Source organism: Halodesulfovibrio marinisediminis DSM 17456 (assembly GCF_900129975.1).
GTDB lineage: Bacteria > Desulfobacterota > Desulfovibrionia > Desulfovibrionales > Desulfovibrionaceae > Halodesulfovibrio > Halodesulfovibrio marinisediminis.
On the sequence record NZ_FSRG01000006.1, the window covers coordinates 199,306 to 225,965 of the forward strand.

Consider the following 26,660-nt stretch of genomic DNA (forward strand, 5'->3'; position numbering starts at 1 on the left):
TCAAACAACAGATGGAAACAACATCACAACGTTTGCAAGGCCTACCGCGACTATCGCTGACAAAGCATTTGACTATACAGCTCGTTCCGGACTTGTAGAAGTTAACAACATAGTAGATCAGGCCACTACTGACGAAGCCAAGATCGACATGAATACTGGTGAAATCCTTTCTGGCTTCACCGATATCAAATCTTCAATTGCAACGACAAGCTATAAAGGCGACACGGTTATCGTTGAAAAACGTGCTCCAGGTGGCGAATGGGCTGACATTACTAAACAAGTTGACGCTGGTACCGTTACTACAGATAATGGTGATGAAGTCCGAATCACCGTAACAAAAGATGATGGTTCCATTGTCCGTGACACCTTTTCCAATACCGATAACCAGTTTGATCTTAAAGCAGTAGCTGCTGGTACGGACTACACAATTGAAACCAAAGCAGCTTCTAAAACTTCCATTAAAGTAACATCTGAAGTTGCAGCTCAAAAAAGCTTTGAGCATACTTCAAAAACTGGTGCTACTGTTACTAATGAGGCAGTTTCCAAATTCTCTGACAAAGCAAGTGCAACACTCACCCACAACGGTAGAACTGGTGAGCTTGATCAAGTTTCAAAAGTTAATTCTTCAGCTTCCTCTTCTTACGGTACAGAGAAACGTCCTGTAAAAGAATTTGAAATTGAAACCTTTAATGAAACAACAAATACTTGGGAAAAAGTATCTCTTGGTGATACTCCAGGTAATACAGCTGATCTGCCAGCAGCTGTTAAAAAATTCCGCATCACAGCTGATTTTGGCAATGGCCAAAAGGTTCGTGACACCTTCTCTAACAACACTAACGGGAAATTCACCTTTACCAAGACTGGGTATGGCCTCAAGCTTGGTATGACTGACACCGTTAAAGACGAAGCTGCAAAACCTGCAACTATTGGCATCCAGCCTCAGAAGTCTACCACTCAGATAAAAGTGAAATCTGAAGACTTAGTTGTTGTAAACATACACTTTGGCTCCGGCAGTCAGACAACCGACAGCTACGATACTTACATCAACATGGCTTCTGCTAAATCCCTTGGCGTTGGTCAAGCAGCAGGCGACTCCGTTGAAACCAAAGAAAATGCTAAGAAAGCTCTGGATAACCTGACCATCGCGATCCGTCGTAAAGATGAAATCCGTGCAGAAATCGGTTCCACTCAGAACCGCCTTGCCGCAACCATTGAAAACGTATCTATCCAGAAAGAAAACCTGCAGGCTTCTGAATCCCGCATCTCTGACGTAGACGTTGCGACCGAAATGACTGAATTCAACAAAGTTCAGATCATGACCAACGCTGCAGTGTCCATGCTCGCACAGGCTAACTCCCTGCCGAAAATGGCTCAGAAACTCCTTGACGCACGCTAAACCCGTCCGTCCCCTTACTACAATTAAAGCCGGGGAATATTTCCCCGGCTTTTTTTCCAACACTTTTTCGTATGCTGCTTAACAGGCACCAGTACTGCTGCAGATAGCTTTGTAGAACACGGAGGTTATACAATATGTCTTTGGCCATTAACCATAATATGCTGGCAGTTAATTCAAGATACAGCCTTAACCAGAGTTACAAGGCTCTTGGAACTTCCACCGAGCGTCTTTCTTCCGGCCTTCGTATCGGAACAGCAGCAGATGATGCGGCAGGTCTCGCAATTCGCGAACTTATGCGCGCAGATATTAAAACGCTTGGTCAAGGACTGCGTAACGCTAACGACGGTATTTCCATGATCCAGACTGCTGATGGTGCTCTAGGAGTTATCGATGCTCAGCTTATCCGCATGAAAGAGCTGGCACAACAAGCTGCGACCGGAACCTACACTGATGAACAACGCGTTCTTATCAATGAGGAGTACCAAAAAGTAGCTCAGGAACTCACCCGTATTGCTGAAAGCTCTGTTTATAACACTAAGCAGCTTCTCAATGGGTACCAACACAACTTCACGGAAACCTTTGAAGATCCAACAGCTACCGGTTCTGCTACCGTCGATACAGCTGCACAAAACATTACCTCCATCGATGCAGGCGATACAGTTACCTTCAAAAATATTAATAAAAACGGCTTTACTGTTACCACAACCGCCACCTTCTCACACAAAGGCTCAGGCGGGACTGCTCCAACCAAAGCAGCTTATACCTACAATGCTGACGGTACTACTTCCATCACCCCGGAGCCACAGGCAACCCCTGGCGCTCAACAGCTTGTAAGCACTGAAAGCTACACTCTCAGTAAACAGTATGAACCAAGCGAAGCAACTAGTGTTCGCTACGAATTTTCTAAAGACGGCGGCAAAACGTGGGAAGAACTGCCGACAACAGCCCCTGTAACCACTAAAGCCGGAGAACAGATTCGCGTTACTGCGGACTACCCAAAAGGTGAAGTCACCGAAACATTTATTGATCCGCGTAGCACTGATCCTGCGCTTGCAGCAGATAATGCGAAGATCGCCTTCACATTCAACCCAGCTACACACACTGTCAGCTACTCAACAGTACCGAAGCACACTGCTTCTCCGACACTCAACGCGACACAGATTGAAGAAAACGGTGCTCAGGCTAAAGCAGATCTCAAAGCTGTTCAGGCAACAATTGAAACAGATTCTGCCACAACCATTAAATTTACTTTCGGTGCCCGTAACGAAGCCTTCGACCATTACGGCATTAAAATTGAAAAAGTTAGCGCCAAGACTCTCGGTATCGGCCAAACAGCTCACGACGACGTGCTTACTCAAAAAAATGCACTTAAGGCTCTGAAAAATATCGATAAAGCCATCGTGAAAAAGGATGCAATCCGTGCCCGCGTTGGTGCAACACAAAACCGCCTTGCGGCATCTATCGATAACATCTCTATCCAACGTGAAAATGCACAGGCTTCCGAGTCAACCATTTCTGATGTAGATGTTGCATCTGAAATGGTTGAATTTAACCGTCGACAGCTCATGGCTAACGCCGCCATGGCTATCCTTGTGCAAGCAAACTCCTTGCCGGAGACTGCACGTCAGCTCCTTAGTAAGAGCTAGCAGTATACTTCGTCCCCCAATAAAAAAAGCCGGAGAAATATTCTCCGGCTTTTTTTATTGGCTTGTATACAGTCAGTTATACATCAAGCCGCTCAAGTGCAATGCTTGCCGCATACTGCTCTGCACGTTTTACGCTAGGCCCTTCAGCAATAATTTTAGTTCCATCAGGTAATCCCAATTCAACCTCAAATACTTTTGCATGTTCAGGGCCCTTGCTGCTTTTCAGCGTGTAGGACGGACGATCTTTGAATCGTTTCTGAGTCAGTTCCTGAAGACGACTCTTATAGTCTTTTGCCTTCGTGCTTTCCGGCTCTTTTGGCCATTTGTTTTCAAACACGTTATCAATATACTTCAGTGCGCTGTCATAACCACCGTCAAGGAATACTGCTCCAAGCACTGCCTCGAATGCATCACTCAATAAAGAGTGTCTATCACGGCCGCCCTGTGCTTCTTCCCCTTTACCAAGTTTAAGGTACTTATCAAGTTGCATTTCAACAGCCAGCGCTGCAAGAGATGGCTTACTTACCAGCTTTGCACGCATGCGGGTTAAAATGCCTTCTCTGGCTTTTGGAAACTTGGCAAATAAGCGTTCAGAAACGCAAATTTCAAGAACTGCGTCACCTAAAAATTCTAGTCGTTCGTTATGTTCAATAGCTCCGCCATGTTCATTAGCGAATGAACTATGCGTAAGCGCTGTTTCAAGCAAAGAAACCTGTGAAAACGAATAACGAATGTGTTCTTGCAATCTTTCGAGCATACTATCCTTCTCGCACGCAATGGTGCTTTTCTGCCGACAAGCGCCTGGGTAAAAAAGAAAACTGCCTTCCTTTTCTACACAAGTCTTACCAACAGCAAACTGTGATCGTATAAGTTTGCATTGGCGGTTATCTCTTTTTTGACCGTATGTAAATACAGATGCCAGTATTCGGCCAATTATCCTTCAAACTGCGTGATAAATAGTGCATTTATGCAACATACAATACACATTCATACCACACACTCAATTAGATACACAAACCGAGCCCCCCTCATACAATCAAAACCGAAAAACATTGAATATCTTCCTTGATTTTCTCTATTATATTACGGCAAAGTATTCATCGCATTCCAGCTTAACCTGCTTTATGCACAACATTATGCTTTTTTTGCCCGTCGTCTATTCACGGCTGGCAACGTTTTATGATATTGTCCCGATAGCTGTGTTAGTAACTTCTGCTCGTTTGAGCATACATAACACAGAGAGATCATATAAAGTTTTGACAGGAGGACGCAATGGCTGCAGGAATCTACATTGGCTCAACATCCGGATATTCCGGCAAAAACATGGTTGTTATGGGCATTGGCCTGCGTCTTCAAAAAGAAGGGTTTGATGTAGGATACATGAAGCCTGTTGGTGCTGTACCGGAAGAACGCGACGGCGTACTTGGTGATCAGGATGCTTTTTTTGTTCAAGACATTCTTGGACAGGACGCTCCACCGGAATTCGTAAGCCCTGTTGTTGTTACTCAGGACTTTAAAGTTCGAGCCTTCAGCGGACAATTTGACGATCTTATGCCGTCAATCAAGACCGGCTACGAACAGCTTTCCAAAGATAAAGACGCGATGATTGTTGCCGGCTCCGGCTCCATGTACTCCGGCCGCTACTGTAACATCGACGGCATGCGCGTTGCCAAAGCACTCGGTCTGCCGATCATCGTCATTGACCGTCTGGATAAAGAACTCAACTACGACTACCTTGTCGTCCTCAAAGATGTTCTTGGAGACAGCCTTGCAGGCGTTATCCTGAATGATATCCCATCCAGCTTTATGAATGAAGTGGACGGCCTTATCAAACCGTTCCTTGAGCGAAACGGTATTAAAGTGCTCGGTGTTATTCCTAAAGATCCGCTCATGGGCGCTATCAAAGTAAGTGATCTCGCAGAGCGCCTCGGCGGCAGAGTTATCTCCTGCGCGTCCAAGTCTGAGAAAGTAGTAGAAAACTTCCTCATCGGCACCATGCAGGTTGAAAACTTCATGACACACTTCAGAAAGAATAAAAACTCAGCAGTTATCGTTGGTGGTGACCGCTCAGACGTGCAGCTTGTTGCCCTTGAAGGCAACTGCCCGTGCCTCGTGCTGACAGGTAACCTATACCCTAACGATATTATTCTTACCCGCTCAGAGGTACTGAATATTCCTATCGTTGTAGTACGCGACGACACCTACACCGTAGCTAAGAAAATGGAAGCTATTCTTTCCAGACACAAGTTACGTGATGTTATTAAAATCCGTCAGGGTGCTCAGCTTGTAAGCTCTTCCATCGATTTCGATTACATTAAAGAATGTATGGGACTGGAAGATAAATAATTTTTAGATTGTTGCCTCAGGCGGTTGGGGAGAACCTTGTTGAAACAAGGTTCTCCCCCAGACCCCCTTCCAAAAACTTTTTCCTACGATACCAGCACGTTGTTTACAATAACCAGCGGCTTAAACAAGCTCCGTTCCTCTTTCTCAGGGGTATTCATCTTCAGCTATATTTAACATTCCATGTGAACAATGAATGACTACGAATAGCACGCCACACAGCGCATTGCCTTTTCAAAAGGTACTTCCGTATCTATGCCTGCTTGCGCTTATTTTCTACGTTAACTGCGTTGAACGTGCGTTATTGTCGCCATTGCTTGTTTCTATTCAAAAAGAATTTAACTTCTCGTACACACTTACTACAAGCCTGCTTGTAGTTCGCTCTTTGGGACTAAGCCTCAGCCTTATTGCCAGCAGTTTTCTCGCCACACACATCACGCATAAGACCATCATCACACTATCCATATTTTTTTCTGGAGCAAGCTTTGCCCTGTTATCCATGACAACCTCCTATCTGCAACTTCAGTTAGGGCTATTGTGTTTTGGACTTTCCGCCGGACTGTATTTTCCGTCCGGAATGGCAACGCTTGCATCAATGGTAAAAAAAGAAGACTTAAGCAAAGCTTTTTCAATTCATGAACTTGCGCCAAACATTGCGTTTATTACAGCGCCATTCATCGTGGAAATTATGCTCTCATTCACGGACTGGCGTGGTGCAATGCGTTACGTTGGTATAGCTGCCATGTTGCTTGCTCTCCTCTTTGCTCTTCTGTGCAAAGGAGGTCATGACCATGGTGCTCCTCCACGTTTCTCCACACTCAAACGCATACTGACCAAGCGCAACACATGGATTTTCTTTACCCTTGCAGGCATAGGGCTAACACTGGAAATAGCGCCATATTATGTGTTACCGTTATTTCTGGTCGACCAACAAAACATGACCACTGCCGACGCAAACAGCCTGCTGGCTATATCCAGACTGGCAACACCGGTAATGGCACTTTCTGCAGGCTTTGTAGCGGGCAAAACAGGCGTGAAGCCGCTCCTGTTCACAGGATTCACACTAAGCGGAATTTCCCTCGCGCTTATGGCAACCATGCAAGGTGTAGCCCTATCTGCGGCAATCATTGCTCAGCCGCTATTTCCGGCTATTCTGTTTCCTGTAATTTTCAAGCTTTTTTCAGATTTCTTTCCATCGGAAGAACAGTCTCTCGTGCTCGCAATTACAATGCCGTTTATCGGCTTTATCGGTGCCGGTATCATGCCGAACTTTATGGGATACTGCGGAGACGTACTCTCCTTTGAGGTCGGTTTCGGCATTCTTAGTGCGCTGACCTTCGCAAGTATAGTTGCACTATTTATTACGCCATCAACAGATTAGCACACTGAATAACTTGACAGTTGCACAACGAATACCTACCTAAAGCCGGAACTTACTTTAAGGAGCAGAACATGGCTTATGAAATTAAATTAGTTAAATTGGTGAGCGGAGACATGCTCATTGGCAAAGCAAATGTTGAAGAAGGTATGCTTACCGACGTTGCTGTTTTGCAGACTGTCCCTACTCAGCAAGGCGTTCAGATGATGCTCCTGCCTTTCGGTTACCCGTTTGAGCAAGATTTCGACGCTAAAATTTCTACCGCACACGTAATCTACGAATACAAAGAGTGTCCGGAAGATCTTAAAACAAAATATCTGGAAGCTACTTCCAACCTTACCGTTTCCACCAGTGGTCTTGGCAACCTCGACCTTCAGGGCGGCGCAGGCGGTAACGTTACCGACATCTCCCAGCTTCTGAAAAAATAGTTAGTTACATCAATATGTTTCCTAAGAGGCGGCAGCAGTGTCGCCTCTTACCTATTTTGCACAATATATAAGGACATTCCATGCGTGAATTGCTGCAATTGGTTCCAAAACCAAGCCGTTACCTCGGTATTGAAGAGGGAACCATTCACAAACAGGGTAAAGACATCTCCATCCATGTAGCACTTGCATTCCCAGATATGTACGAAGTGGGTATGTCATACCTTGGTCAAAAAATTCTTTACGGAATTCTCAACGAACGAGAAAACTGGTGGGCCGAGCGTGTATTTACCCCATGCGTAGAAACTGCACAGGTGCTTCGCGACCATAACACCCCGCTTGCAACGCTGGAATCCGACACCCCGCTTGGCAACCTCGACATGATCGGTTTCCATGTTACCCACGAGCTGTGCTACACCAACATCCTGTACATGCTTGACTTAAGCGGAATTCCATACCGTGCAGCAGACCGTGGCGACACACTGGACACCCCTATCATCATGGCTGGCGGCGGCTGTACCTTATCTGCCGAGCCGCTTGCACCGTTCATGGATCTCATGACCCTCGGTGAAGGCGAATTCATGATGGTAGAACTGCTCGAAACACTTGAGCAGTGCAAAAAAGAAAACACATCCCGACACGAATTTCTTCTTCGTGCAGCTAAAATTCCGGGCGTATACGTACCTTCCTTCTTTGAAGCAAAAGAAGAAGGCACCGTGCTCGAGCCGACCGAAGACATCAACCCGCGTCCTACACGCCGCGTAGTGCCGCAGATGGACGACGCAAAGTTCCCTACAAGCCAACCGATCCCTTTCGGCGCGGTGCATAGCCGCCTTGCGCTGGAAATTGGACGTGGTTGTACCCGCGGTTGTCGCTTCTGTCAGGCAGGTATGACCTACCGCCCTGCGCGAGAACGCTCCGTAGTGAACATTGAAGAAATCGTACAGGAAAGCCTCACAACCACAGGCTACGACGATCTTTCTTTCCTTTCCCTTTCCACAGGTGACTTCTCAGCCCTCAAAGAGCTGTTTATGAACACCGTAGATCGTTGTGCACAGGAACAAGTTTCTGTTTCCCTGCCGTCCCTGCGTGTAGGCTCCATTGATGATGACATCATGGACAAAATGGCTTCCATTCGCCGCACAGGCGCGACACTTGCGCCGGAAGCTGGTAGCCAGCGTCTACGTGACGTTATCAACAAAGGCATCACTGAAGAAGCTATCATCACCCACGTACGTAAGCTCTACCAGCACGGCTGGCAGCAGGTTAAACTGTACTTCATGATCGGTCTGCCGACTGAAACTTACGAAGACCTCGATGCGATAGTTGAACTTTGCCGTAAAGTGCGCGGTGCAGCAGGCAAGCGCATTCAGGTTACCGCAGGCATTTCTCCGTTCGTACCTAAGCCGAACACTCCGTTCCAGTGGGAAGCACAAATTTCTTACGACGAAATCCGCAACCGCATTTACTACCTTCGTGACAAGTTCAAGCAGGAAAAATGCATGCGTATGCGCTGGCATGAACCGGAATCCAGTCTTCTCGAAGGCATCTTCTCCCGCGGTGACCGCCGCCTTGCAGACGTTGTTGAAACTGCATACGCAAAAGGTGCTGTATTCAGCAGCTGGGTTGAGCACTTCTCTCTCGAGCCATACATTGAAGCACTCGAAGAGCACGGTCTCACCATTGATGAATACACAGGCGCTCGCGCCCTTGACGCAGCTCTCCCGTGGGATCATCTCAACAACGGTGTGACTAAAGACTTCCTCCTTCGCGAACTTAAGCGCGCAAAAGAAGAAAAAGTAACTGAAGACTGCCGTTACGGTGCATGCCGAGTCTGTGGTGCCTGTGATAAAGGTGCAAAAGAGTCTGAGCTGGAGCGTCTTACCCCAGACACAAAATACCAGAACGTTCTCAACAACGAAGCACGAGATCAAAAAGCACACGAAATCGAGCTGGATGACAATGGTAAAATAGTCATCAAGGCATCAGCAACTAACAAGCCACCAAAGCTTGCAGAGCATCTTACTGTAAAAGCTGCGCACATGCGCATCTGGTACACCAAAGAAGATGCATCCATCTTCCTTTCACAGCTCGAGTTGCAGTCCATTTTTGAGCGCATCTTCCGTCGAGTTGAGCTTCCGCTCACTTTCTCTCAAGGATTCCATCCACTGCCGCTCATCTCATTCGGCCGTGCTCTGCCAATCGGCGTAGCTAGTAAAAAAGAATGGGTGAACATATTCCTGCGTGAAGAATTCACACCGGAAGAGGTATTCAAAAAACTCATTTCAGCGTTCCCTACCGGTATGCATCCAGTAGCTGTAGAAAAGCTGACAATGGCGAAAAAACAGGCTCAGCCATACGCTGAGACCTTCAAAGTAGAATACGTGGGCGACAAAGCACGTGAAGCGGACTTCATCCAAGCATTCAAAGACATGCTCGAAGAAGAGTCCATCATGTGGACACGTGAAACCAAGAAAGGTGAACGCACCATGGACGTACGTCCAGTGTTCGCAAAAGTTATCTTCAACGAAGAAGATATCACCATCACCCTTGATTGGTCAGAGATCTACGTATCTCCGGTCAACATCGTAAAAGCCATCACACCAGGCTTCGATGTCCTCGACTTCAAGATGACCAAGCTCGATCAGCACATGCCTTAATCGCTGATTAGCTACTAGGTAGTAAAACAAAAGCCCGTCACATTGTGACGGGCTTTTGTTCTTTTATGCTTGCGGCGCTGGAGCGTCTTGCCTTCGGCGATTCTGCGGGGCTTTGCCTCCGGCGGCCAGAGAACCCTTTTGTAAAAGGGCTTCTCTGGGCTCTCCTAAAACTTTTAGGAGCGAAAAAGTATCGTTATAAAGCTCGTTGGTAGCCGCGAGATAGCTACCTTTCTATAGTAAAAAACGCATTATTTTATTAATACAACGGTCAGTTATTATTTTCGAAGAAAGGTAATGATGCTTTAGCCGCGAGGCAGTCATAAAAAACGTGCTATTCTCGCAGTTAAAAGTCTTTGGAAAGGGGTCTGGGGAAGAACCTTTCTACAGAAAGGTTTTCCCCAGCCGCCGGAGGCTCGTCGAAGACCTGCCGGAGGCATATTCTTACTACTTCCCGCCCGGATGCGCCTTGTCGTAGACCTCGACAAGCTTAGCGATAGTGAGATGAGTGTACCGTTGCGTAGTTGTGAGCCGCGCGTGACCAAGTAATTCTTGTACGCTACGCATATCGGCTCCTGCTTCAAGGAGGTGCGTTGCGAAGGAATGACGCAGACTATGCGGCGATACGGCTTGCGGCAGTCCAACGCGCTTACAAAGGTCTTCAATGATACGCGCAGCCTGACGTCTATTGAGTCTACCGCCACGAGCACCAAGGAACAAGGCTAGCTCTTGTCCTGATGGGTCGAGCTTGTCACGTACGGAAGCCCATGCATTGATGGCTTCCTTGGCTGTATCAGAGAGAGGCACAACGCGCTCTTTATCACCTTTACCTGTGACACGAACTATGCCTGAATTCACGTTGATGTCATGAACGTTAAGCCGAAGAGCTTCGGATATACGCAGACCTGAACCATAAAGAAGCTCTGCGAGTGCGAGATCTCGGAGCAGCTGCTCTTCCTTGAACGCACGCTTACGAGTAGATTCAGCTACGAGTTGCTTCTTTTTGTTCAACACTTCGAATGTCTGGTCTACATTGAGCGCAGTCGGATGCTTTTGCGGCGCCTTTGGGTTACGTACGCCTTCTGTAGGAATATTCTGAATAAGTTTACGTTTTGCCATGTACTTAAAAAAACCGCGCAGCGCAGAAAGCTTACGTCCCATGGAGGTCTTACCCAACTGAACCCGATGTAGCTCAGCTAGAAAGCCTCTTATATGTTCACGTTTAATCTTTTCCGGCTGATCAAGCGTATTCTGTGTACGGTGCAGATACGTTTCGAACTGGTGCAAATCACGCGCGTAAGCTTCCACAGTAGCGCCAGAATACCCTTTTTCGATACTCAGATGCCCTATGTACATTTCAGCCATATCCGGAAGTTCCGGTAATTCACCATCAAACGTATCATCCGCAAACATGTTCTTCTCCATCGCAACAGCGGCTTACAAAAAAATATCTTAAGGCATCTACACCTTTTTGTACTTCATCCCCGGCAACTGCTGTACAAGTCCGGAAACCTCCAGCATTAACAAAGCAGTGCTTATCTTTGATGCTGGAACAAAGAGCATTCTACTGAGCACATCAATATGCACCGACTCCTCACCGGTAAGCAGCAGAATAATCTGATCTTCAAGAGGGGCATCTAGATCGATCACTTTTTCTTCAAGCGGTAAAATATCCGCATGCACCAGAAGCTTTGCCTTTGGAAGCTCTACCCCTTCGTCAGCACTCAAATCAGGCTCAACTTCAGTTGATTTTGATTCTAACGAAGTCGCTTCATCGGCACTAATTCCATCTGCAACGAACGCCACAGATTCAGCAGGGCTGCTCAACGGAATCTCGATAACTTCCGGTATAGAACGAAGCTGCTCTTCAATACTTAGCTCTTGATTAGATTCTGGATTTGTACAGTCAGCTACGTCCCATTCAACCGTTGAAATATCCACATCAACAGACTCATTCATGATCGGCTCTTGAGAGTCCATGTCAGGCACAGCTTGTTCAGATGCACTCTGCCCCGAAGCAGAGATGCCTGACTCTGTATCGATGGCAGTTAATTCCGACGCTGCGCCAACTTCGGCAACGTTCACATCTTCCTTAAATTCTGGAAAATCTGGTAATGGTGAGGCAGCAGAAGGCTGAACAGAAGAGCTTACAGATGCGATATCTCCTGTTCTAGTGAAGTTATCAAGCGAAATTCCGAGCAACGGCGCGATAGATACAAGAATATCGTCACACGAGAACACTGCAGTTGCTCCCTGACGGATAAGCTCATGACAACCGGATGAAGTGCGAGACTGCATGCGCCCTGGAACCGCAAAGACCTCTCGCCCCTGTTCCAAAGCATGACGTGCGGTAATAAGACTGCCGCTTTTCGACAGCGCTTCAACAACAAGCACTCCTAAAGACAGTCCACTGATAATGCGGTTTCTGAGTGGGAAATTACGCCCTTCCGGTGGCATGTTAGGAGGAAATTCTGTGACAATAATACCTTGCTCCGCCACATCAAAAAACAGGTCTTTATTTTCCGGCGGATAGACATGCGATATGCCAGTACCAAGCACAGCAACAGTACTCCCCCAGCCCGAAAGAGCATTGGCGTGCGCCACAGAATCAATGCCTCGCGCTAAGCCGGAAACCGTAGTCACCCCCGAAGCAGAAAGCGTTTTACTAAGCATTTCTGTAGTACGGATTCCGTCGTTCGAACAACGTCTGGAGCCAACAACCCCGATTGCCGGATTTTTCAGCAGGGAAGCATCACCTTTGTAGTACAGGAACAGAGGTGGGTCTGGAATTTCACGTAGCAATTCAGGATAGTCAGAATCTGACCACAGCAGCACCTCACAAGCAACTTGACCGGCGTTATCCCATTCCTTACGAGCCTGTTCACGCCAGCGGTTGCTCAATACTGCCTCAACCACTTTTGCAGAAATTGATGCCCGTGATGACCAGTTTTTAATATCTTTCAAAGCAGCACTGGCAGAACCAAATTCAACCAGAAGTCGCTTTGCTGTTCGAAACCCGATGCCTGCGGTATACCGAAGCGCCAACGACGCCCAAAATTCTTCACGCCTTTCTTCCGACAATGTCGCAAGACAGCTTACAGGAGATGCATTCATACTAACTTACTAAATACCGGAAAGCTTTTTACGGGCAAGACGTGCTTCATTTGATTTTGGGTACTTCTCAACAACTTTAAGAAGAGACCTGCGTGCTTCAGACATTTGCCCCAGTCGCTCGTAGGAATAACCAATTTTCAACATTGCTGCGCTAGCCTTGTTGCTATCTGGAAAACGACGCAGCACCTCACGGAACAAATCAACAGCGATGATATAGTCTTTTTGTGAATAGAATGACTCCCCCACCCAGTACACAGCATTAGGCACAAGAGGGTCATACGGGAATTCAGTCAAAAATTCTTCTAGACGCTCACGAGCTTCCACATGACGGCCTTTCCAAAGAAGCTGCAAGCCGTGCTTATACATGGAGGTTGAACCTGTTTTCTTTGTACGAATCACCACAGCTTTCTTAGGCGATGCAGAGGAGACCGTGCTTTGCTTGTTTGAAGCGTGTGTAACAGCAGATTTGGTTGCATTTTTCACACTGGATGAACCTGTGGTCTTTTGTTCAACAGGCGATACGCCCTTAACGACAGGTTTATGAGATGAAGCAGAACCTGCAGATTTTTTCAAATCAGTTTGAGTAGAAGCCTTATCTTGTGAGACAGAAGGGGCAGGAATATCTGTCTTACTATTTAACGTATCCTCATCCTTATTTTTTTCGCCAGATAACTTCATATTTTCTGGCATTAAGGTATTATTGTTTACAGTAGCACTCTTTTTTTCATCATTCGAACTGGTAGGTGATATAAAAACATGTACATCAGGCGTCAGTTGAGTAGATGAAGCAAGCATTTCATCTTTTTTCGGCACAGGAAGCCCCAACTGTTTCTCCAGCTTTGCAATTCGGCTTGAGAGTCCAGCTTCACGCAACGCAGCTTTCTCTCTAAAATCAAGAAAGCGCTGTTCCAAATTTTCCATACGCCATTTGGTACTGGCTACTTCTGTATTCGTGCTGGCGGCACTGCACCCGCAACATACCAATATTACAGAACCTACAAACAACCGCCTTATCATTACAGCTCCTCTGCGCCTGCCCGTTGCTACCAAGCTATTTTTAGATATAACAGTGTGTAACTGTACTTATAACCCAATATAACGCGCAGCATACCTGCAATCCGTTTTCAACTGAAGTTATTTTTTCAAGAAAGAACACCTGTTACACCTTTTTTAGTGCATACTGATTTCATTGGAAAACTTGATTTTCGCGTACAAATGGTGCAATAAACCATTGCCCGGCATAGAAGCCGTGTAAATGCATCCAAAGGAGTTCTTGTAGCATGAATACGCTACTCAACGACCCTCAGTTTTTAGGACTTAGACTTGCCGGCATTTTAGTCATTTTGACAATCTTTGCCGTGCCGTCTCTTCCTCTTATTTCTGTTATCAGCCAAGGTATCGCAAAATCACAAAAAAAGAGTTTTTACGATAAGTTCGGAAAACAGATCACACGCATGTGTCTCGTTTTCGGTGGCACAGCTCTGGCTGTACTTGTACTCGCTGTTACCCGCTACCTGACAATTGATCCGGTTATTTTACAAGGCCCTTATCAATTGCCAATTATCATAACAGCTGGCGTTACCGTACTCGCCTCATTGGTTTCAATCGTATACTTCAAAGTTTGGAAAACTATGCGCAAACAGAAAGGTGCGCATATGTCTATCGGACTGTTAAGCTTTATCTTTTCTTTCTGTGCTGTTCTCAGCATGGTAATGGTTGCAAACATCTTACAGTCTATTGAGCATTTCCTTCCTTCCACTGGAACATCGCTTGAAATCTTAACAGCACTTGTTGCGGCAGCAAATTCTGAAGCTTTCTTCACGTTCACCGGCCTTGGTTTCATTATGGGCTTCGCCCTGTGCGGAACCTTCGCACAAGTCTACCTGCTTGCACGCAGAAACAAAGACGATTTTGGTCGTGACTACTACAAATTTGCAATGCCATACGCGGCTAAATGGTCTTTCGGAGGCGCATTGCTTCAGCTTGCAGCATCCGTTGTATTGCTTTCTAAGACCCACCTGCCCGTACTAATTGAAACCATGTCCATAAGCTTGCTGTCAGAACTGCTGGAAAACCCAATTTTCATGGCATGGGCATTTGCTCTTGTTCTGCCGGTTATTGCCTGCCTTCTCTGGTCATGCATTGTCTTGTGTGCAACACCAATGCGTAGAAAAATCAGCATCTACTGTGCTGCTATTCTTATGCTTATTGCCGATATCAGCCTGCTACTTGCAGCTTACATGGGCATTATGATGACCATGGCTCCAGCTGTTGTAAGCTAGCTACAAATCAGTGCATTTTTCTGGAAAGCCCGATACCATACTGGATCGGGCTTTCTTTTTGTCTTTATTTTCAAACAAATAGAAACAACTTTTAACACTACAAATGTTACACTTTTGTACAAAAGTCGTTGACAACATATGTCAAACTGTTCAAAAATTCTTCAGATTGAGTGATTATTGGCACCCTGCCAATTTAATTATAAACGGTATGCAACCGGCTAGAAGAGGATTCTGGAATGGATTTTAAACTTGATTTGCTCCCTGAAGAGAAACGGAACCACGGATGCTTGAAAGGTCTTGAAACCCTTTCTTTCGGCCAAATGCGTAGTGACCACATGTTCGTTTGCGAATACGAAGACGGCGAGTGGAAAGACGGACGCATTGTTCCTTATCAGGACTTCTCTATCGCTCCTGGCGCAATGGTACTCCATTACGGTCAGGCTATTTTTGAAGGTGCAAAAGCATTTCAGCGTGATGGTGAACTCTACACCTGGCGCTTCGACAAAAACGCAGAACGTCTGAACGAGTCTGCACGAATTCTCTGCATGCCTGAAATTCCAGTCGATCTACAGATTGATGCTCTTAACCGCCTGCTCGACGTTGAACGTGAATGGTGTCCAAAGATTGAAGAATCTTCTCTGTACATCCGTCCGTTCATGTTCGCTACTCAGGACTCCCTTGGTGTACATCCAAGCTCAAAATACACATTCTGTATCATGCTTTCCCCAAGTGGGCCTTACTACGCTGGCGGCTTCAGCAACACTGTTACCTTACTCGTAACCGAAAAGTTCCACCGCGCTACCACAGGTGGCACCGGCGCTGCTAAAGCATGTGGTAACTACGCTGCTTCCCTGCGTGCACAGGAATTCGCAAAGTCTAAAAACTGCGCTCAGGTACTTTACCTTGATGTAACCAATACCTACCTTGAAGAAGTTGGCGCAATGAACCACTTCCACATCAAGAAAGACGGTTCTATCATCATTCCTGAGTTTACCGACACTATCCTTAAGTCCATCACATCTCAGTCCGTGCTGGAACTCTTCCCGAATGCTCGTCAGGAACGCATCAAAATTGCTGACTTCCTTGAGCAGATCGAAAACGGTGAGATCATCGAAGCTGGCGGCTTCGGTACCGCTGCAGTTATTACCCCAGTAGGTAAATACGTAACCGATGAAGGCAAAGAATACGTAGTAGGTAACGGCGAAATCGGTGAGCACACCCGCGCTATCTACGAAAAATACGTAAGCATGCAGCGTGGCGACACCGAAGCACCAGAAGGCTGGCTCGCTAAAGTTCCTCGCTACTAATTGTCTCTGATTCTTGGTCATACTAAAGGCGTCCGTTTGGGCGCCTTTTTTTATTGCCTCTAGTAAGATTATGATACCTTTCTGCCTCCGGCGGCCAGAGAACCTTTCTGTAGAAAGGTTCTCTGGACTCTCCAAAGACTTTTAACTGCGAGGGAAGTACGTTTCTTATTGCCTCACGCGGCTTATGCGCCACTACCTTAGGTAAGTTGCGCACCTCCTCGAAAACAAATTCGGTAATGCTCGCAACTTCCCATCTGTCATAACAAAAAAAGCCCCTGCCTAAAAAGACAGGGGCTTTTACACACCGAAATTTGTTGTAGTAGTAACCGCAGTAACTAGCGACGAGGTTCGCGCGGTTTAGCTTCAGAAAGACTTGCTGGACGACCCATCAGGTTTTTACCATTAAGGGTTTCAATTGCAGCATCAGCTTCATCGGCATCCATATCTACAAATGCAAATCCGCGGGAACGACCAGTTTCCTGATCTTTCATAATGCGCACACGGATAACGGTGCCACACTCAGAAAAGAAATTGCGTAAGTCATCATCTTCAGCGGACCATGCAAGGTTGCCGACAAAAATACTTTTTACCATCGAATTCTCCATAAAAATTTCACGGATATCCCGTGCTTTCAGCTGCAATATACCGAATTCACCAAGAGCCGCAACGAAAATATCTCACCCGTAAAATATCCGGTATCAGCGTGCAGCTAAGAAAAACTTCTCATGCTCATTGCCGACCTAATCTCCTTAACAACTTCATTCCTCAAACTAAGTCCCACCTCGCCCAGTACCAAAAACAAAGTAAAAGCGGGCTCCTTAATCACACTTCCAAGGTAATGGCGCGTAAGCCGCGTGAAAGCATAATAAACGAGCTTCCCTCGCAGCTAAAAGTCTTTGGAGAGTCCAGAGAACCTTTCTACAGAAAGGTTCTTTGGCCGCCGGAGGCAAACCGTCGCAGACAAAACTCGGACAAAAAAAAAGGGACAGCAATTGCTGTCCCTTTTTGATTCTATATTGTCCGACTTAGCTGAGCCAGTCGTTCAATTCTGCGATCTGCGCACGAACTGCGTCTGGGCCTGTACCGCCCTGAGTTTTGCGTCGAGCCACAGCGTTTTTGTAAGAGAGTACTTCGTACACATCTTCTGTGATGAGATCAGAAACAGTGCGGAACTCTTCGATGCTAAGATCTTCGAGTCCTTTGTTTTTGTCTTCAGCAAGCGCCACCGCAGCGCCTGTGATGTGGTGAGCTTCACGGAACGGAACACCTTTGCCTACGAGGTAGTCAGCGAGTTCTGTTGCGTTGAGGAAGCCCTGCTTGAGTACTTCTTCCATGCGCTTGGTGTTGAAACGCAATTCAGAGAGCATACCTGCCATGATGGCGAGTGATGCGGATACTGTTTTGTCAGTATCGATGAACGGCTCTTTGTCTTCCTGCATGTCACGGTTGTAGGTCATTGGAAGACCTTTCACTGTGGTGAGCAGGTTCATAAGAGCACCGTAAGTACGACCTACTTTACCACGCATGATCTCGGAAACGTCCGGATTCTTCTTCTGTGGCATGATGCTTGAGCCGGTGGCGTATGCATCTGGCAGGAAGATGTATCCGAAGTTAGGGTTTGCCCAGTATACGAGCTCTTCGTTAAGACGGGAAAGATGTGTCATAACGAGGGAACCGGCAAACATGGATTCCAGAACAAAATCTCTGTCGGACACCGCATCCATAGAGTTTTTGAAGGTTCCGTACATGCCGAGTTCTTCTGCTACTGAAGCTGGATCAAGCGGGTATGTGGTGCCTGCCAGTGCTGCTGCACCAAGAGGACACACACGAGCACGTTTGTCGCAGTCTACGAGGCGATCAAAGTCGCGTGTAAGCATCCATGCATAGGCAAGAAGATGATGTGCAAGGGATACAGGCTGTGCTGGCTGCATGTGGGTGCAACCTGGAAGCAAGGTATCCACGTGCTCTTCTGCCTGTTTCACAAGCTCAGCAACTACGCCTTTAATAAGATCCTGCCATTCGCGGATAGAGTCGGAAACGTACAGGCGGAAATCAAGCGCCACCTGATCGTTTCGGGAACGACCGGTGTGCAGACGTTTGCCAGCGTCACCGATAAGTTCAGAAAGACGGCTTTCAATGTTCATGTGAACATCTTCGTACTCAGTTTTCCACTGGAACTTGCCCTCTTCAATTTCCTTAAGAATAGCATCAAGGCCGGATACGATGGAATCTGCATCTTCCTGAGAAATAACCTGCTGACGAGCAAGCATACGCGCATGTGCTTTAGAGCCTGCGATATCCTGCTTGTAGAGATTTTTGTCGTAGGAAACAGATTCAGTATATTCTTCTACGAGCGCAGCGGTTTTCTGACGAAAACGTCCGCCCCACATCTTTTTTTCTGCCATGATGAAAACCTATTTTTTGTAGCCGAGCAGACGCAGGCCCTGAAGCTTAATGAAGCCTGCTGCATCAGCCTGATCGTAAACGTCGTCCTCTTCAAAAGTTGCGAGATCTTCGCGGTAGAGAGAGTAAGGAGACTTACGACCAACAGGAACAACGTTACCTTTGTACAGTTTAACACGAACGGTACCGGAAACGTTTTTCTGGGTTTCGTCGATGAGCTTCTGCATTGCTTCACGCTCTGGAGCGAACCAGAAACCGTTGTAGATGCACTCTGCGTACTTAGGAATCATAGAATCACGTACGTGCATGGTGTCACGGTCAAGGCAGATGCCTTCAAGGTCGCGGTGAGCAACGTGCAGGATAGTGCCACCCGGAGTTTCGTATACGCCACGGGACTTCATACCAACGAAACGGTTTTCAACCATATCAAGACGACCAATGCCGTGCTTGCCACCAACAGTGTTCAACGCCTTCATCATTTCTGCAGGGCTGAGTTTTTCACCGTTGAGTGCTACAGGGTCACCGTTGATAAATTCGAGTTCGATGTATTCCGGCTCGTCTGGAGCCTGCTCTACTGGAACTGCCATGATGTAGGAACCTGGACCCGGCTCAAGCCATGGGTTTTCGAGTTCGCCACCTTCAAAGGAGCAGTGGAGCATGTTTCTGTCCATGGAGTAGAGCTTACGGGAAGCAGCTACTGGAAGCGGAATACCATGCTGTTCTGCAAAGTTGTTAAGATCAGTACGGGAACGGAAGTTCCATTCGCGCCAAGGAGCAATAACTTTGATGGATGGATCAAGAGCCATTGAGGAAAGTTCGAAGCGAACCTGATCGTTACCTTTACCGGTTGCACCGTGTGCTACTGCCTGTGCGCCTTCCTGATGAGCAATTTCGATAAGGCGTTTGGTGATGAGCGGACGCGCAATGGAAGTGCCGAGCAGGTAACGGCCTTCGTAGATTGCGTTAGCACGCATCATAGGGAAGATGTAGTCACGTGCAAATTCTTCACGCAGATCTTCAACGTATGCGCGGGTAGCACCGGTAGCCAATGCTTTTTCATCTACGCCGTCGAGATCCTCTTCCTGACCGAGGTCAGCAGTAAGGGTAATAACTTCACAATTGTAAGTAAGAGCAATCCATTTGAGGATTACAGAAGTATCGAGCCCGCCGGAGTATGCGAGCACTACTTTTTTAATATCATTAGCCATTTCGTACCTTCCATTCTTTTATTGAAAAGCGGGACACATTACATGCCCCGCATCATATCTAACTACAAATCTCGATCATTCAGCAACTTGATGTGGTTGCTGCTTTGAATATGTATTCGTAGCAGCGACACAGCATGTTGTCTGTTTGTCTTAATCTGCTTTGAATACCCATTCGAGAATTGCTTTTTGCATGTGCAGGCGGTTTTCAGCCTGATCCCATACAATAGAAGCCGGACCTTCAATAACTTCTTCGCTCACTTCCTCACCTCGGTGTGCAGGGAGGCAATGCATAAATTTAGCTTCAGGATGAGCGAGAGCCATCATTTTCTCATCAATCATGTATCCTGCAAATGCTTTTTCGCGACGTTTTTGCTCTTCTTCCTGTCCCATGGATGCCCATACGTCTGTATTTACGTAGTGTGCACCGTCGAGAGCCAGTTTAGGATCGTGGGTACAGAAGATTTTTGCGCCAGCCTGCAGTGCGAAAGAAAGCAGCTCTTTATCCGGCTCGTAGCCTTCCGGAAACGCCATAAACAGCTCAAACGGAAAGTACATTGCAGCTTCAATCCATGAATTAGCCATGTTGTTACCATCGCCAATCCATGCAACACGTACTGCGTCAAAATTAGGAGTGCGCTCGTGGATAGTTAAGAGGTCACTCATAATCTGACATGGATGCCCCTGGTCAGTCAGCGCATTAACAACCGGAATATCACCGTAGTGAACCAGCTGTTCAATGTTTTCCTGACCGAAGGTTCGAACAATCATACAGTCATTGTATCGGGAGAGCACTCGAGCAGTATCTTTTAACGGCTCACTTCGACCCAGCTGACTCTCTGCCGGAGTCATAAAGATGGTCTTGCCGCCAAGTTGATAAACGGCTGTTTCAAAGGAGACGCGTGTACGGGTGGATGCTTTTTCAAAAAGCATGATTGCTGTTTTGCCGTCCAAAAGGTCACTACGGTAATCAGTGTCCTTCATTTCTTTAGCGCGAGCAATAAGGTCATGCGCAGCTTGGCAACCCAAATCTCTGATACGTGTAAAGTGCTTGGTCATCATGACCCCCTGTAATTATGTGCTTTCCCAATAATATCCTTAATAAATAGTCTCATAATCCCGACAAGAACGATTGTTGACACAGCCGTTTCCCTGCAAATTAGGTCAGCTCTATGCAGTGCATTTTGTAACCGTAATCCATATTCAAGCCTTACGGAAACAGGCATCATGCACCGCCGTGAGCGGTTTTGTCCTCAATCTGAATAAATTCTTGTCGAAAATAACCTGAAGCAGCTGTTTTAGGCTTATTGCCCAATATTGTAAACCCACGCCGAATGAATTTCTCATGGAATATCCACACAGAACACCACACCAAGATGCAGTGCTACAGCATTCTTCACAGTACACGCTTTAAAAATGGGACAAAAAAGCCCACACAACCACAACTTATGGAACCGGTTCCATTTTTTGAAGTGTTGCAAAACAATGCGAGCCTAGTTATAAGTTCACAATGAGTACAAAAGCATACAGCAATCCTTTACGACATTATCGGCAGCAGTACACTCGGCACGATGATGAGCAGGCCTTTCAGGTTTTAGTCGAGGAGACAGACCTACATGTAACGTCATGTAAGAACCTGTCTTTAGAGATTGCCGCGTATGTAACAGAACTACGCGGTATGTTGAAATCCTACATCACATTTCACCCCGAGTTTTATGAAAGCTTTTCCCCCGTTGCAGTGCCTGCACACGCTGCACTCATCATTAAGCGTATGGCAGAATCTGCCGAAATAGCTAATGTTGGACCTATGGCAGCAGTAGCCGGTACTATCTCACAGATGGTATGTGAAAAATTTGCATACCAGAGTCCCGAGCTTATTGTTGAGAACGGCGGCGATGTTTACATGCTTTCTTCCAAACCAAGAATTGCAGGCCTGTTACCAGACCCGAACAGCGATGCTACCATTGGTATCAAGCTGGATGACACAGACTTTCCGGTAGGAATCTGTGCTTCTTCCGCTACCATTGGACACTCCATCAGTCTCGGTTGCGGCGACCTTGTAGCGGTTCGTTCAAAAAATGGCAGCCTTGCAGATGCCTGTGCAACTTCTCTTTGCAATATGCTCAAGCTCCCCGGTGATGTTGAGCGCGTTACAGAAGAAGCGATGCGCTTGCAACAATACGGCATCGAAGGTGTTTTTGCTCAGTGCGGCGACAAAGTCAGCGTATGGGGCAAAATGGAATTAGCCGTTGTTTAACCTCCCCCAACAGCACAACCAACAAATTTTACTGCTGAATCTCGCATATCAACAAATCCTCCAGCATAATGGAAGTAACCGGTTCGACCTGTTACAATGCTTCAAAGAGGTGTTGATATGCGAGAAGCAGCAGTTATTTTTCCCCATCAGCTTTTTCTAGATCACCCTGCCATTACGCAGGGACGTCCTGTCTTTTTACTGGAAGAACAGCTCATGCTCGGCGACTACCGCTGGCAGCGAGCCTTCCACAGGCAAAAGCTCATGCTCCATCGGGCTAGTATGAAGGCGTACGAACACCGTCTGCAACAGGCGGGATACGAAACGACATACGTTTCGCATATCCCTTCTCAGACGATGCAGAATCTGTTTACGGCGCTCAAGGCTGCAAACATTACATCCATCTACGTAGCAGAACCTGCTGATTACCTGCTGGAAAAACGCCTCCGGCGCGAATGTACTGCAAACAACATCACGCTTACCGTTTTGCCTACTCCCGCTTTCTTTTTACAAAAAAGTGAAGCTGAGGCACTGCTCGGCGACAAGCCACGTCAGGCATCATTCTACTCTGCCCAACGAAAAAACTTGCAGGTGTTATTAAAAGAAAATGGAAAACCAGTCGGCGGTAAGTGGTCGACGGACACACAGAACCGCTATGCTTACGACGGCATGGTGCCGGTTCCACCTCCACCGCCGGATGTAACAACGCCATTCTCCATAGAGGCCGAAAAACACATAGCAGCAACCTATCCGGGCTCCTTCGGCATGGATGGGCCACTGATCTACCCGCATACACATGAACAGGCACAACAATGGCTTGATGATTTCATTGAGCACAAACTGTCCCACTTCGGCATCTATCAGGATGCCATTATGCACGACCACGACTTCCTGTTCCATGCACTCATTTCACCTGCGCTGAATATCGGTCTGCTCGAGCCGCAACAGGTACTGCATGCAGTACTGGACAAATGGGAGGAAAAGAATATTCCGCTGAATTCGATAGAAGGATTTGTGCGGCAAATCATTGGATGGCGGGAATTTATGTACGCTACGTACTCAAAGCTAGGAGTACAGCAGCGCACATCTAATTTTTTCAACCATACCCGCCCAATTCCGCAGCCTTTCTATACAGGTACTACAGGTATCCTCCCTGTGGACACCGTAATCAAGCGGATTTTACAACACGGGTATTGCCATCACATTGAACGGCTCATGGTGTTAGGTAACTTCATGCTGCTGTGCGAGTTCAATCCCACACAGGTATACATGTGGTTTCTGGAATTATTCATAGATGCCTACGACTGGGTCATGGTTCCCAATGTCTACGGCATGAGCCAGTATGCGGACGGTGGACTCATCACGACTAAACCGTATGTAAGCAGCAGCAACTACGTGCGCAAAATGAGCAACTTCCCGCAAGGTGACTGGTGCTCCATCTGGGACGGACTATACTGGCGCTTCATCTACAACCATTACGAGCTATTTGAGAAAAACAACCGTACGCGTCCAATGATCTGGGGTCTACAGCGTATGAATGAGCCCAAACTGAAAGAGCACCTTGCCGCTGCGGAAAGCTACCTTGCCACGCTCCCAGAGGCTACTGGCGGTTAGCAATAACAATTCCGCAAACAATCAACAGACCGGAGAGACCATGCACCCATGTGATGGTCTCTCCTAAGATGAGCCACGCCTCAATACCACAAAACAACGGTAAGCTGTAATACACGATTGCCGATTTTGCAGGACCTATTGCGGCGATGGCGTAGTTCCAAAAAAGATACGCCAGAAGAGAGGCACCTACACCGATATAAAGAAATACTCCCAGCACATGCGGCGCAGGCATGACAAGCGGTGCGTATGTCCATTCCCACAACACCCACGGCAACAGCATAATCCAGCCAAGAACAAAATTCGCACCTAAATAGGCAGTAGGCGAAATCGTCACAGGCTTGCGACGCACTAAGATAGTGTAGACAGCAAAAATGAAGGTGGCGAACAGCATCAACAAGTCACCTTCATTAAACTGTAATTGCAGTAAAAGCCCTAAGTCCCCTCGGGTTGTAAGCAGCACGACACCAAAAACAGAAAGAGCAACGCCGCCCAAACGGGTCAATGTAACTCGATCATTCAAAAAGATATGCGCAAGAATGATAATGAATACAGGGGATATTATGGCAATCAGCGACAGGTTCAACGCGGTTGTTTTATGTCCTGCAATATAAATTATGGTATTAAAGACGGTTACCCCCAGAAACGCTGTGGGGATGAGGTGCCGCAAGCTTGCAAAAATCTCTTTACGCTGGCGAAACATGACACTCGCAGCAAAAGGCAACAATGCAATCATTGCAGTTGTCCAACGACAAAAGGCAAGAGTCACAGGCGCAATCTCATTGGATAGCCCACGTGCAATAATAAAGTTACCTGACCAAATAACAGTAGCCATCAATGCGAATAAGTAGCCGCCGTATCGAGCAAGCTGAGGAGGAATATTCATGGTATTCTCATTTGTCAAAACAGGTTAGCAATTGCAAACTTCATCCAGTAAGGGAGCTAGGTGCATAATGCAAGCCTATTCATCATAGTCATCTATAGCTGCCACCTTCTGTTATTAGATTATTCAATTTGTTCTATCCATACAGGTGCGCTATCAGGGTAAAAATCATTATCAGGAGCATCCATGACGTTTCGCACCATCGTCTATACAATCTTAGCCCTTTTATTCTCAACAGCTTCATTTGCTGCCACTTTCGCGCAACTCGACACGGAGACAGTAAATGCCCTGCACAAAACTCAGGGTACGCGACTTGTGGATGCCCGAAACCCCAACGCCTTCAACGGATGGGCAATGCAGGGTGAAAAACATACAGGTCATTTACCTGCCGCCACCAACCTTGCAGCCTCATGGGTTACGCAAGAACTTCCACGCACCGCTGAAGTCACTGCTGCTAAAAACCTTTCCGATGCCAGTTCCATCATCGTTTACGGATACACTGTCGAACAGGCTACTACAGTAGCTAACTGGCTTGTGGAGCAAGGAATCAGTACTTCAAAGATTGCCCTGTATAAAGATTCGTTTGCCGCATGGGGAAATGCTGGACTGCCTCTCGAACGCCTTCCATATTATGAACGCATTGTTCCCGCCCAGTGGGTTCAAGAGCAACTTGCAGAAAAGAAAGTCCTCGTTGTGGAAGCTTCATGGGGTGAAGGCAAGGTCTACAAACAGAACCACATCCCTACGGCTGTACACTTGAACACAGACCTGCTTGAATCTGAAGACCGCCGTTGGAACTACCTCCCTGTTGAGGAAATTCGTGCAAACCTGCTTTCTCTCGGCATTACCGCAGATACTCCGGTTGTCGTGTATGGTGAAGCTGGCATTGATGCAGCACGCGCAGCAGTTGCCATGCAGTACGTTGGCGTAAAAGATGTCCGTATCTTAAACGGTGGACTACACGCCTGGAAAGAAGCCAAATTCAAAACAGAGCGTGGCGTTGTTACACCCCAGCCTGCTACTGACTTCGGCACAACGGAGATCAGCACCGACCTCGTCATCGACATGAACGAGGCAAAACGAATTTTACAAGACCCTAACGCCGAACTGGTCTCCATCCGCACATGGGACGAATACATAGGTAACACTACCGGATACTCCTACATCAAACCTAAAGGTCGCATCAAAGGGGCAGTATGGGGACATGCAGGCAAGGATTCCTACAACATGGATGATTTCCGCAACCCTGATAACACAATGCGCGACTACCACGAAATTGCAGCATTCTGGAAAGAATGGGGTATTACACCGGATAAGGAAGTTTCATTTTTCTGCGGCACTGGCTGGCGAGCCAGTGAAGCGTTGCTGTATGCTCAGGCGATGGGATTCTCCAAAGCAAGCCTCTACGACGATGGTTGGCATATCTGGAGCATGAATCCAGCCAACCCTACTGCATCAGGCACACCTGAGCGGTAGCTACCGACCACATGCATCCGCACTGACAGCAAACCGCACAACGGTACTCATCATCTGCTTTGTCAGTTTGAGATGCAATAAAAGCCAGAACCTATGCACCGTACAATTTGCATGATTCTGGCTTTTTTTATGCTTTTTTCAGAGAGGATTTGTAAAAATAAAAGAGAAATACGTTTACACCCTTCCTTCTCTCAATCTCGACCTAGAAAAAAGATACATAAGTACAGCAAGTTAAAGAAAGAGGGCTTTGTCGTTAAATTTTTCTTACGGAAAAATTAAA

At 46.9% G+C, this 26,660-nt stretch carries 20 protein-coding genes and 1 pseudogene; 12 read left to right on the plus strand and 9 right to left on the minus strand.

Annotated features, from left to right (window positions below):
* Positions 1 to 1,048 precede the first annotated feature (1,048 nt).
* From BUR09_RS16980 to BUR09_RS17265, 3 genes and pseudogenes are all read left to right on the plus strand, one after another.
* The gene (locus BUR09_RS16980) at positions 1,049 to 1,396 is read left to right on the plus strand and encodes a flagellin (RefSeq protein WP_245796741.1); all 348 of its coding nucleotides are present in this window, start codon (positions 1,049 to 1,051) and stop codon (positions 1,394 to 1,396) included.
* 134 nt (positions 1,397 to 1,530) lie between these two features.
* A pseudogene (locus BUR09_RS17260) lies at positions 1,531 to 1,947 on the plus strand (flagellin N-terminal helical domain-containing protein); the annotation flags it as partial.
* A 795-nt stretch (positions 1,948 to 2,742) separates the two neighbouring features.
* The gene (locus tag BUR09_RS17265; protein WP_281248152.1) at positions 2,743 to 3,042 is read left to right on the plus strand and encodes a flagellin; all 300 of its coding nucleotides are present in this window, start codon (positions 2,743 to 2,745) and stop codon (positions 3,040 to 3,042) included.
* Between the two features lie 76 nt (positions 3,043 to 3,118).
* On the opposite strand, the gene rnc is transcribed toward BUR09_RS17265, so the two are convergent.
* Positions 3,119 to 3,799, minus strand: a complete 681-nt coding sequence (rnc, locus tag BUR09_RS12195; RefSeq protein WP_074217226.1) for a ribonuclease III — start codon at positions 3,797 to 3,799, stop codon at positions 3,119 to 3,121.
* Positions 3,800 to 4,314: 515 nt separating this feature from the next.
* On the opposite strand from rnc, the gene BUR09_RS12200 reads away from it, so the two are divergent.
* The 4 genes from BUR09_RS12200 (at position 4,315) to BUR09_RS12215 (ending at position 9,848) form a co-directional block, all read left to right on the plus strand.
* Positions 4,315 to 5,388 carry a phosphotransacetylase family protein gene (locus tag BUR09_RS12200; RefSeq protein ID WP_074217227.1) on the plus strand — a complete coding sequence of 358 codons (1,074 nt, stop codon included), beginning with the start codon at positions 4,315 to 4,317 and terminating at the stop codon, positions 5,386 to 5,388.
* Positions 5,389 to 5,581: 193 nt separating this feature from the next.
* Positions 5,582 to 6,766, plus strand: coding sequence for an MFS transporter (locus BUR09_RS12205; RefSeq protein ID WP_074217228.1), 1,185 nt, complete (start codon positions 5,582 to 5,584; stop codon positions 6,764 to 6,766).
* Between the two features lie 71 nt (positions 6,767 to 6,837).
* Positions 6,838 to 7,191, plus strand: coding sequence for a hypothetical protein (locus tag BUR09_RS12210; RefSeq protein WP_074217229.1), 354 nt, complete (start codon positions 6,838 to 6,840; stop codon positions 7,189 to 7,191).
* An 80-nt stretch (positions 7,192 to 7,271) separates the two neighbouring features.
* Entirely contained in the window at positions 7,272 to 9,848 is a 2,577-nt protein-coding gene (locus BUR09_RS12215; protein ID WP_074217230.1) for a TIGR03960 family B12-binding radical SAM protein, read from the plus strand.
* 444 nt (positions 9,849 to 10,292) lie between these two features.
* Here BUR09_RS12215 and BUR09_RS12220 read toward each other — a convergent pair whose 3' ends face one another.
* Genes BUR09_RS12220 through ybgF form a run of 3 tightly spaced genes read right to left on the minus strand, consistent with a single transcriptional unit; the run spans position 10,293 to position 13,976 of the window.
* Positions 10,293 to 11,258 carry a tyrosine recombinase XerC gene (locus BUR09_RS12220; protein ID WP_074217231.1) on the minus strand — a complete coding sequence of 322 codons (966 nt, stop codon included), beginning with the start codon at positions 11,256 to 11,258 and terminating at the stop codon, positions 10,293 to 10,295.
* A gap of 48 nt (positions 11,259 to 11,306) precedes the next feature.
* Positions 11,307 to 12,959, minus strand: a complete 1,653-nt coding sequence (gene dprA, locus BUR09_RS12225) for a DNA-processing protein DprA (RefSeq protein WP_074217232.1) — start codon at positions 12,957 to 12,959, stop codon at positions 11,307 to 11,309.
* Positions 12,960 to 12,968: 9 nt separating this feature from the next.
* Positions 12,969 to 13,976, minus strand: a complete 1,008-nt coding sequence (ybgF, locus tag BUR09_RS12230) for a tol-pal system protein YbgF (RefSeq protein WP_074217233.1) — start codon at positions 13,974 to 13,976, stop codon at positions 12,969 to 12,971.
* 263 nt (positions 13,977 to 14,239) lie between these two features.
* On the opposite strand from ybgF, the gene BUR09_RS12235 reads away from it, so the two are divergent.
* Entirely contained in the window at positions 14,240 to 15,241 is a 1,002-nt protein-coding gene (locus tag BUR09_RS12235; RefSeq protein ID WP_074217234.1) for a hypothetical protein, read from the plus strand.
* Between the two features lie 236 nt (positions 15,242 to 15,477).
* Positions 15,478 to 16,548, plus strand: coding sequence for a branched-chain amino acid aminotransferase (locus BUR09_RS12240; RefSeq protein ID WP_074217235.1), 1,071 nt, complete (start codon positions 15,478 to 15,480; stop codon positions 16,546 to 16,548).
* Positions 16,549 to 16,883: 335 nt separating this feature from the next.
* Here BUR09_RS12240 and BUR09_RS12245 read toward each other — a convergent pair whose 3' ends face one another.
* The 4 genes from BUR09_RS12245 to argF form a co-directional block, all read right to left on the minus strand.
* Entirely contained in the window at positions 16,884 to 17,141 is a 258-nt protein-coding gene (locus BUR09_RS12245; protein ID WP_074217236.1) for an RNA recognition motif domain-containing protein, read from the minus strand.
* 432 nt (positions 17,142 to 17,573) lie between these two features.
* Positions 17,574 to 18,953: an argininosuccinate lyase gene (argH, locus tag BUR09_RS12255; RefSeq protein ID WP_074217238.1), complete on the minus strand. Its 1,380-nt coding sequence runs from the start codon at positions 18,951 to 18,953 to the stop codon at positions 17,574 to 17,576.
* 9 nt (positions 18,954 to 18,962) lie between these two features.
* Complete coding sequence (locus tag BUR09_RS12260; RefSeq protein WP_074217239.1) at positions 18,963 to 20,159, minus strand: argininosuccinate synthase; 1,197 nt, start codon at positions 20,157 to 20,159, stop codon at positions 18,963 to 18,965.
* A 150-nt stretch (positions 20,160 to 20,309) separates the two neighbouring features.
* Positions 20,310 to 21,215 (minus strand): ornithine carbamoyltransferase, encoded by a 906-nt coding sequence (argF, locus tag BUR09_RS12265; RefSeq protein ID WP_074217240.1) that lies wholly within the window; start codon positions 21,213 to 21,215, stop codon positions 20,310 to 20,312.
* 451 nt (positions 21,216 to 21,666) lie between these two features.
* On the opposite strand from argF, the gene BUR09_RS12270 reads away from it, so the two are divergent.
* Together BUR09_RS12270 and BUR09_RS12275 are read left to right on the plus strand one after the other, a co-directional pair.
* Positions 21,667 to 22,413 carry a UPF0280 family protein gene (locus BUR09_RS12270; RefSeq protein WP_074217241.1) on the plus strand — a complete coding sequence of 249 codons (747 nt, stop codon included), beginning with the start codon at positions 21,667 to 21,669 and terminating at the stop codon, positions 22,411 to 22,413.
* Positions 22,414 to 22,530: 117 nt separating this feature from the next.
* Complete coding sequence (locus tag BUR09_RS12275) at positions 22,531 to 24,024, plus strand: cryptochrome/photolyase family protein (RefSeq protein WP_074217242.1); 1,494 nt, start codon at positions 22,531 to 22,533, stop codon at positions 24,022 to 24,024.
* Here BUR09_RS12275 and BUR09_RS12280 read toward each other — a convergent pair.
* Positions 24,011 to 24,907: a DMT family transporter gene (locus tag BUR09_RS12280; RefSeq protein WP_074217243.1), complete on the minus strand. Its 897-nt coding sequence runs from the start codon at positions 24,905 to 24,907 to the stop codon at positions 24,011 to 24,013. The genes BUR09_RS12275 and BUR09_RS12280 overlap by 14 nt on opposite strands.
* A 183-nt stretch (positions 24,908 to 25,090) precedes the next feature.
* Here BUR09_RS12280 and BUR09_RS12285 point away from each other — a divergent pair, with 183 nt between their 5' ends.
* Entirely contained in the window at positions 25,091 to 26,380 is a 1,290-nt protein-coding gene (locus BUR09_RS12285) for a rhodanese-like domain-containing protein (protein WP_074217244.1), read from the plus strand.
* The last annotated feature ends 280 nt before the right edge of the window (positions 26,381 to 26,660 follow it).

What these genes read in the sequence shown, in the direction of transcription:
- BUR09_RS12245 (WP_074217236.1), bottom strand. Translation starts at nt 17,141, where the DNA reads ATGGTAAAAAGTATTTTTGTCGGCAACCTTGCATGGTCCGCTGAAGAT.
- BUR09_RS12280 (WP_074217243.1), bottom strand. Translation starts at nt 24,907, where the DNA reads ATGAATATTCCTCCTCAGCTTGCTCGATACGGCGGCTACTTATTCGCA.
- argF (WP_074217240.1), bottom strand. Translation starts at nt 21,215, where the DNA reads ATGACCAAGCACTTTACACGTATCAGAGATTTGGGTTGCCAAGCTGCG.
- rnc (WP_074217226.1), bottom strand. Translation starts at nt 3,799, where the DNA reads ATGCTCGAAAGATTGCAAGAACACATTCGTTATTCGTTTTCACAGGTT.
- BUR09_RS12240 (WP_074217235.1), top strand. Translation starts at nt 15,478, where the DNA reads ATGGATTTTAAACTTGATTTGCTCCCTGAAGAGAAACGGAACCACGGA.
- BUR09_RS12210 (WP_074217229.1), top strand. Translation starts at nt 6,838, where the DNA reads ATGGCTTATGAAATTAAATTAGTTAAATTGGTGAGCGGAGACATGCTC.
- ybgF (WP_074217233.1), bottom strand. Translation starts at nt 13,976, where the DNA reads ATGATAAGGCGGTTGTTTGTAGGTTCTGTAATATTGGTATGTTGCGGG.
- BUR09_RS12200 (WP_074217227.1), top strand. Translation starts at nt 4,315, where the DNA reads ATGGCTGCAGGAATCTACATTGGCTCAACATCCGGATATTCCGGCAAA.
- BUR09_RS12235 (WP_074217234.1), top strand. Translation starts at nt 14,240, where the DNA reads ATGAATACGCTACTCAACGACCCTCAGTTTTTAGGACTTAGACTTGCC.
- BUR09_RS12275 (WP_074217242.1), top strand. Translation starts at nt 22,531, where the DNA reads ATGCGAGAAGCAGCAGTTATTTTTCCCCATCAGCTTTTTCTAGATCAC.
- BUR09_RS12205 (WP_074217228.1), top strand. Translation starts at nt 5,582, where the DNA reads ATGACTACGAATAGCACGCCACACAGCGCATTGCCTTTTCAAAAGGTA.
- BUR09_RS12215 (WP_074217230.1), top strand. Translation starts at nt 7,272, where the DNA reads ATGCGTGAATTGCTGCAATTGGTTCCAAAACCAAGCCGTTACCTCGGT.
- dprA (WP_074217232.1), bottom strand. Translation starts at nt 12,959, where the DNA reads ATGAATGCATCTCCTGTAAGCTGTCTTGCGACATTGTCGGAAGAAAGG.
- BUR09_RS16980 (WP_245796741.1), top strand. Translation starts at nt 1,049, where the DNA reads ATGGCTTCTGCTAAATCCCTTGGCGTTGGTCAAGCAGCAGGCGACTCC.
- argH (WP_074217238.1), bottom strand. Translation starts at nt 18,953, where the DNA reads ATGGCAGAAAAAAAGATGTGGGGCGGACGTTTTCGTCAGAAAACCGCT.
- BUR09_RS12260 (WP_074217239.1), bottom strand. Translation starts at nt 20,159, where the DNA reads ATGGCTAATGATATTAAAAAAGTAGTGCTCGCATACTCCGGCGGGCTC.
- BUR09_RS12270 (WP_074217241.1), top strand. Translation starts at nt 21,667, where the DNA reads ATGAGTACAAAAGCATACAGCAATCCTTTACGACATTATCGGCAGCAG.
- BUR09_RS12285 (WP_074217244.1), top strand. Translation starts at nt 25,091, where the DNA reads ATGACGTTTCGCACCATCGTCTATACAATCTTAGCCCTTTTATTCTCA.
- BUR09_RS12220 (WP_074217231.1), bottom strand. Translation starts at nt 11,258, where the DNA reads ATGTTTGCGGATGATACGTTTGATGGTGAATTACCGGAACTTCCGGAT.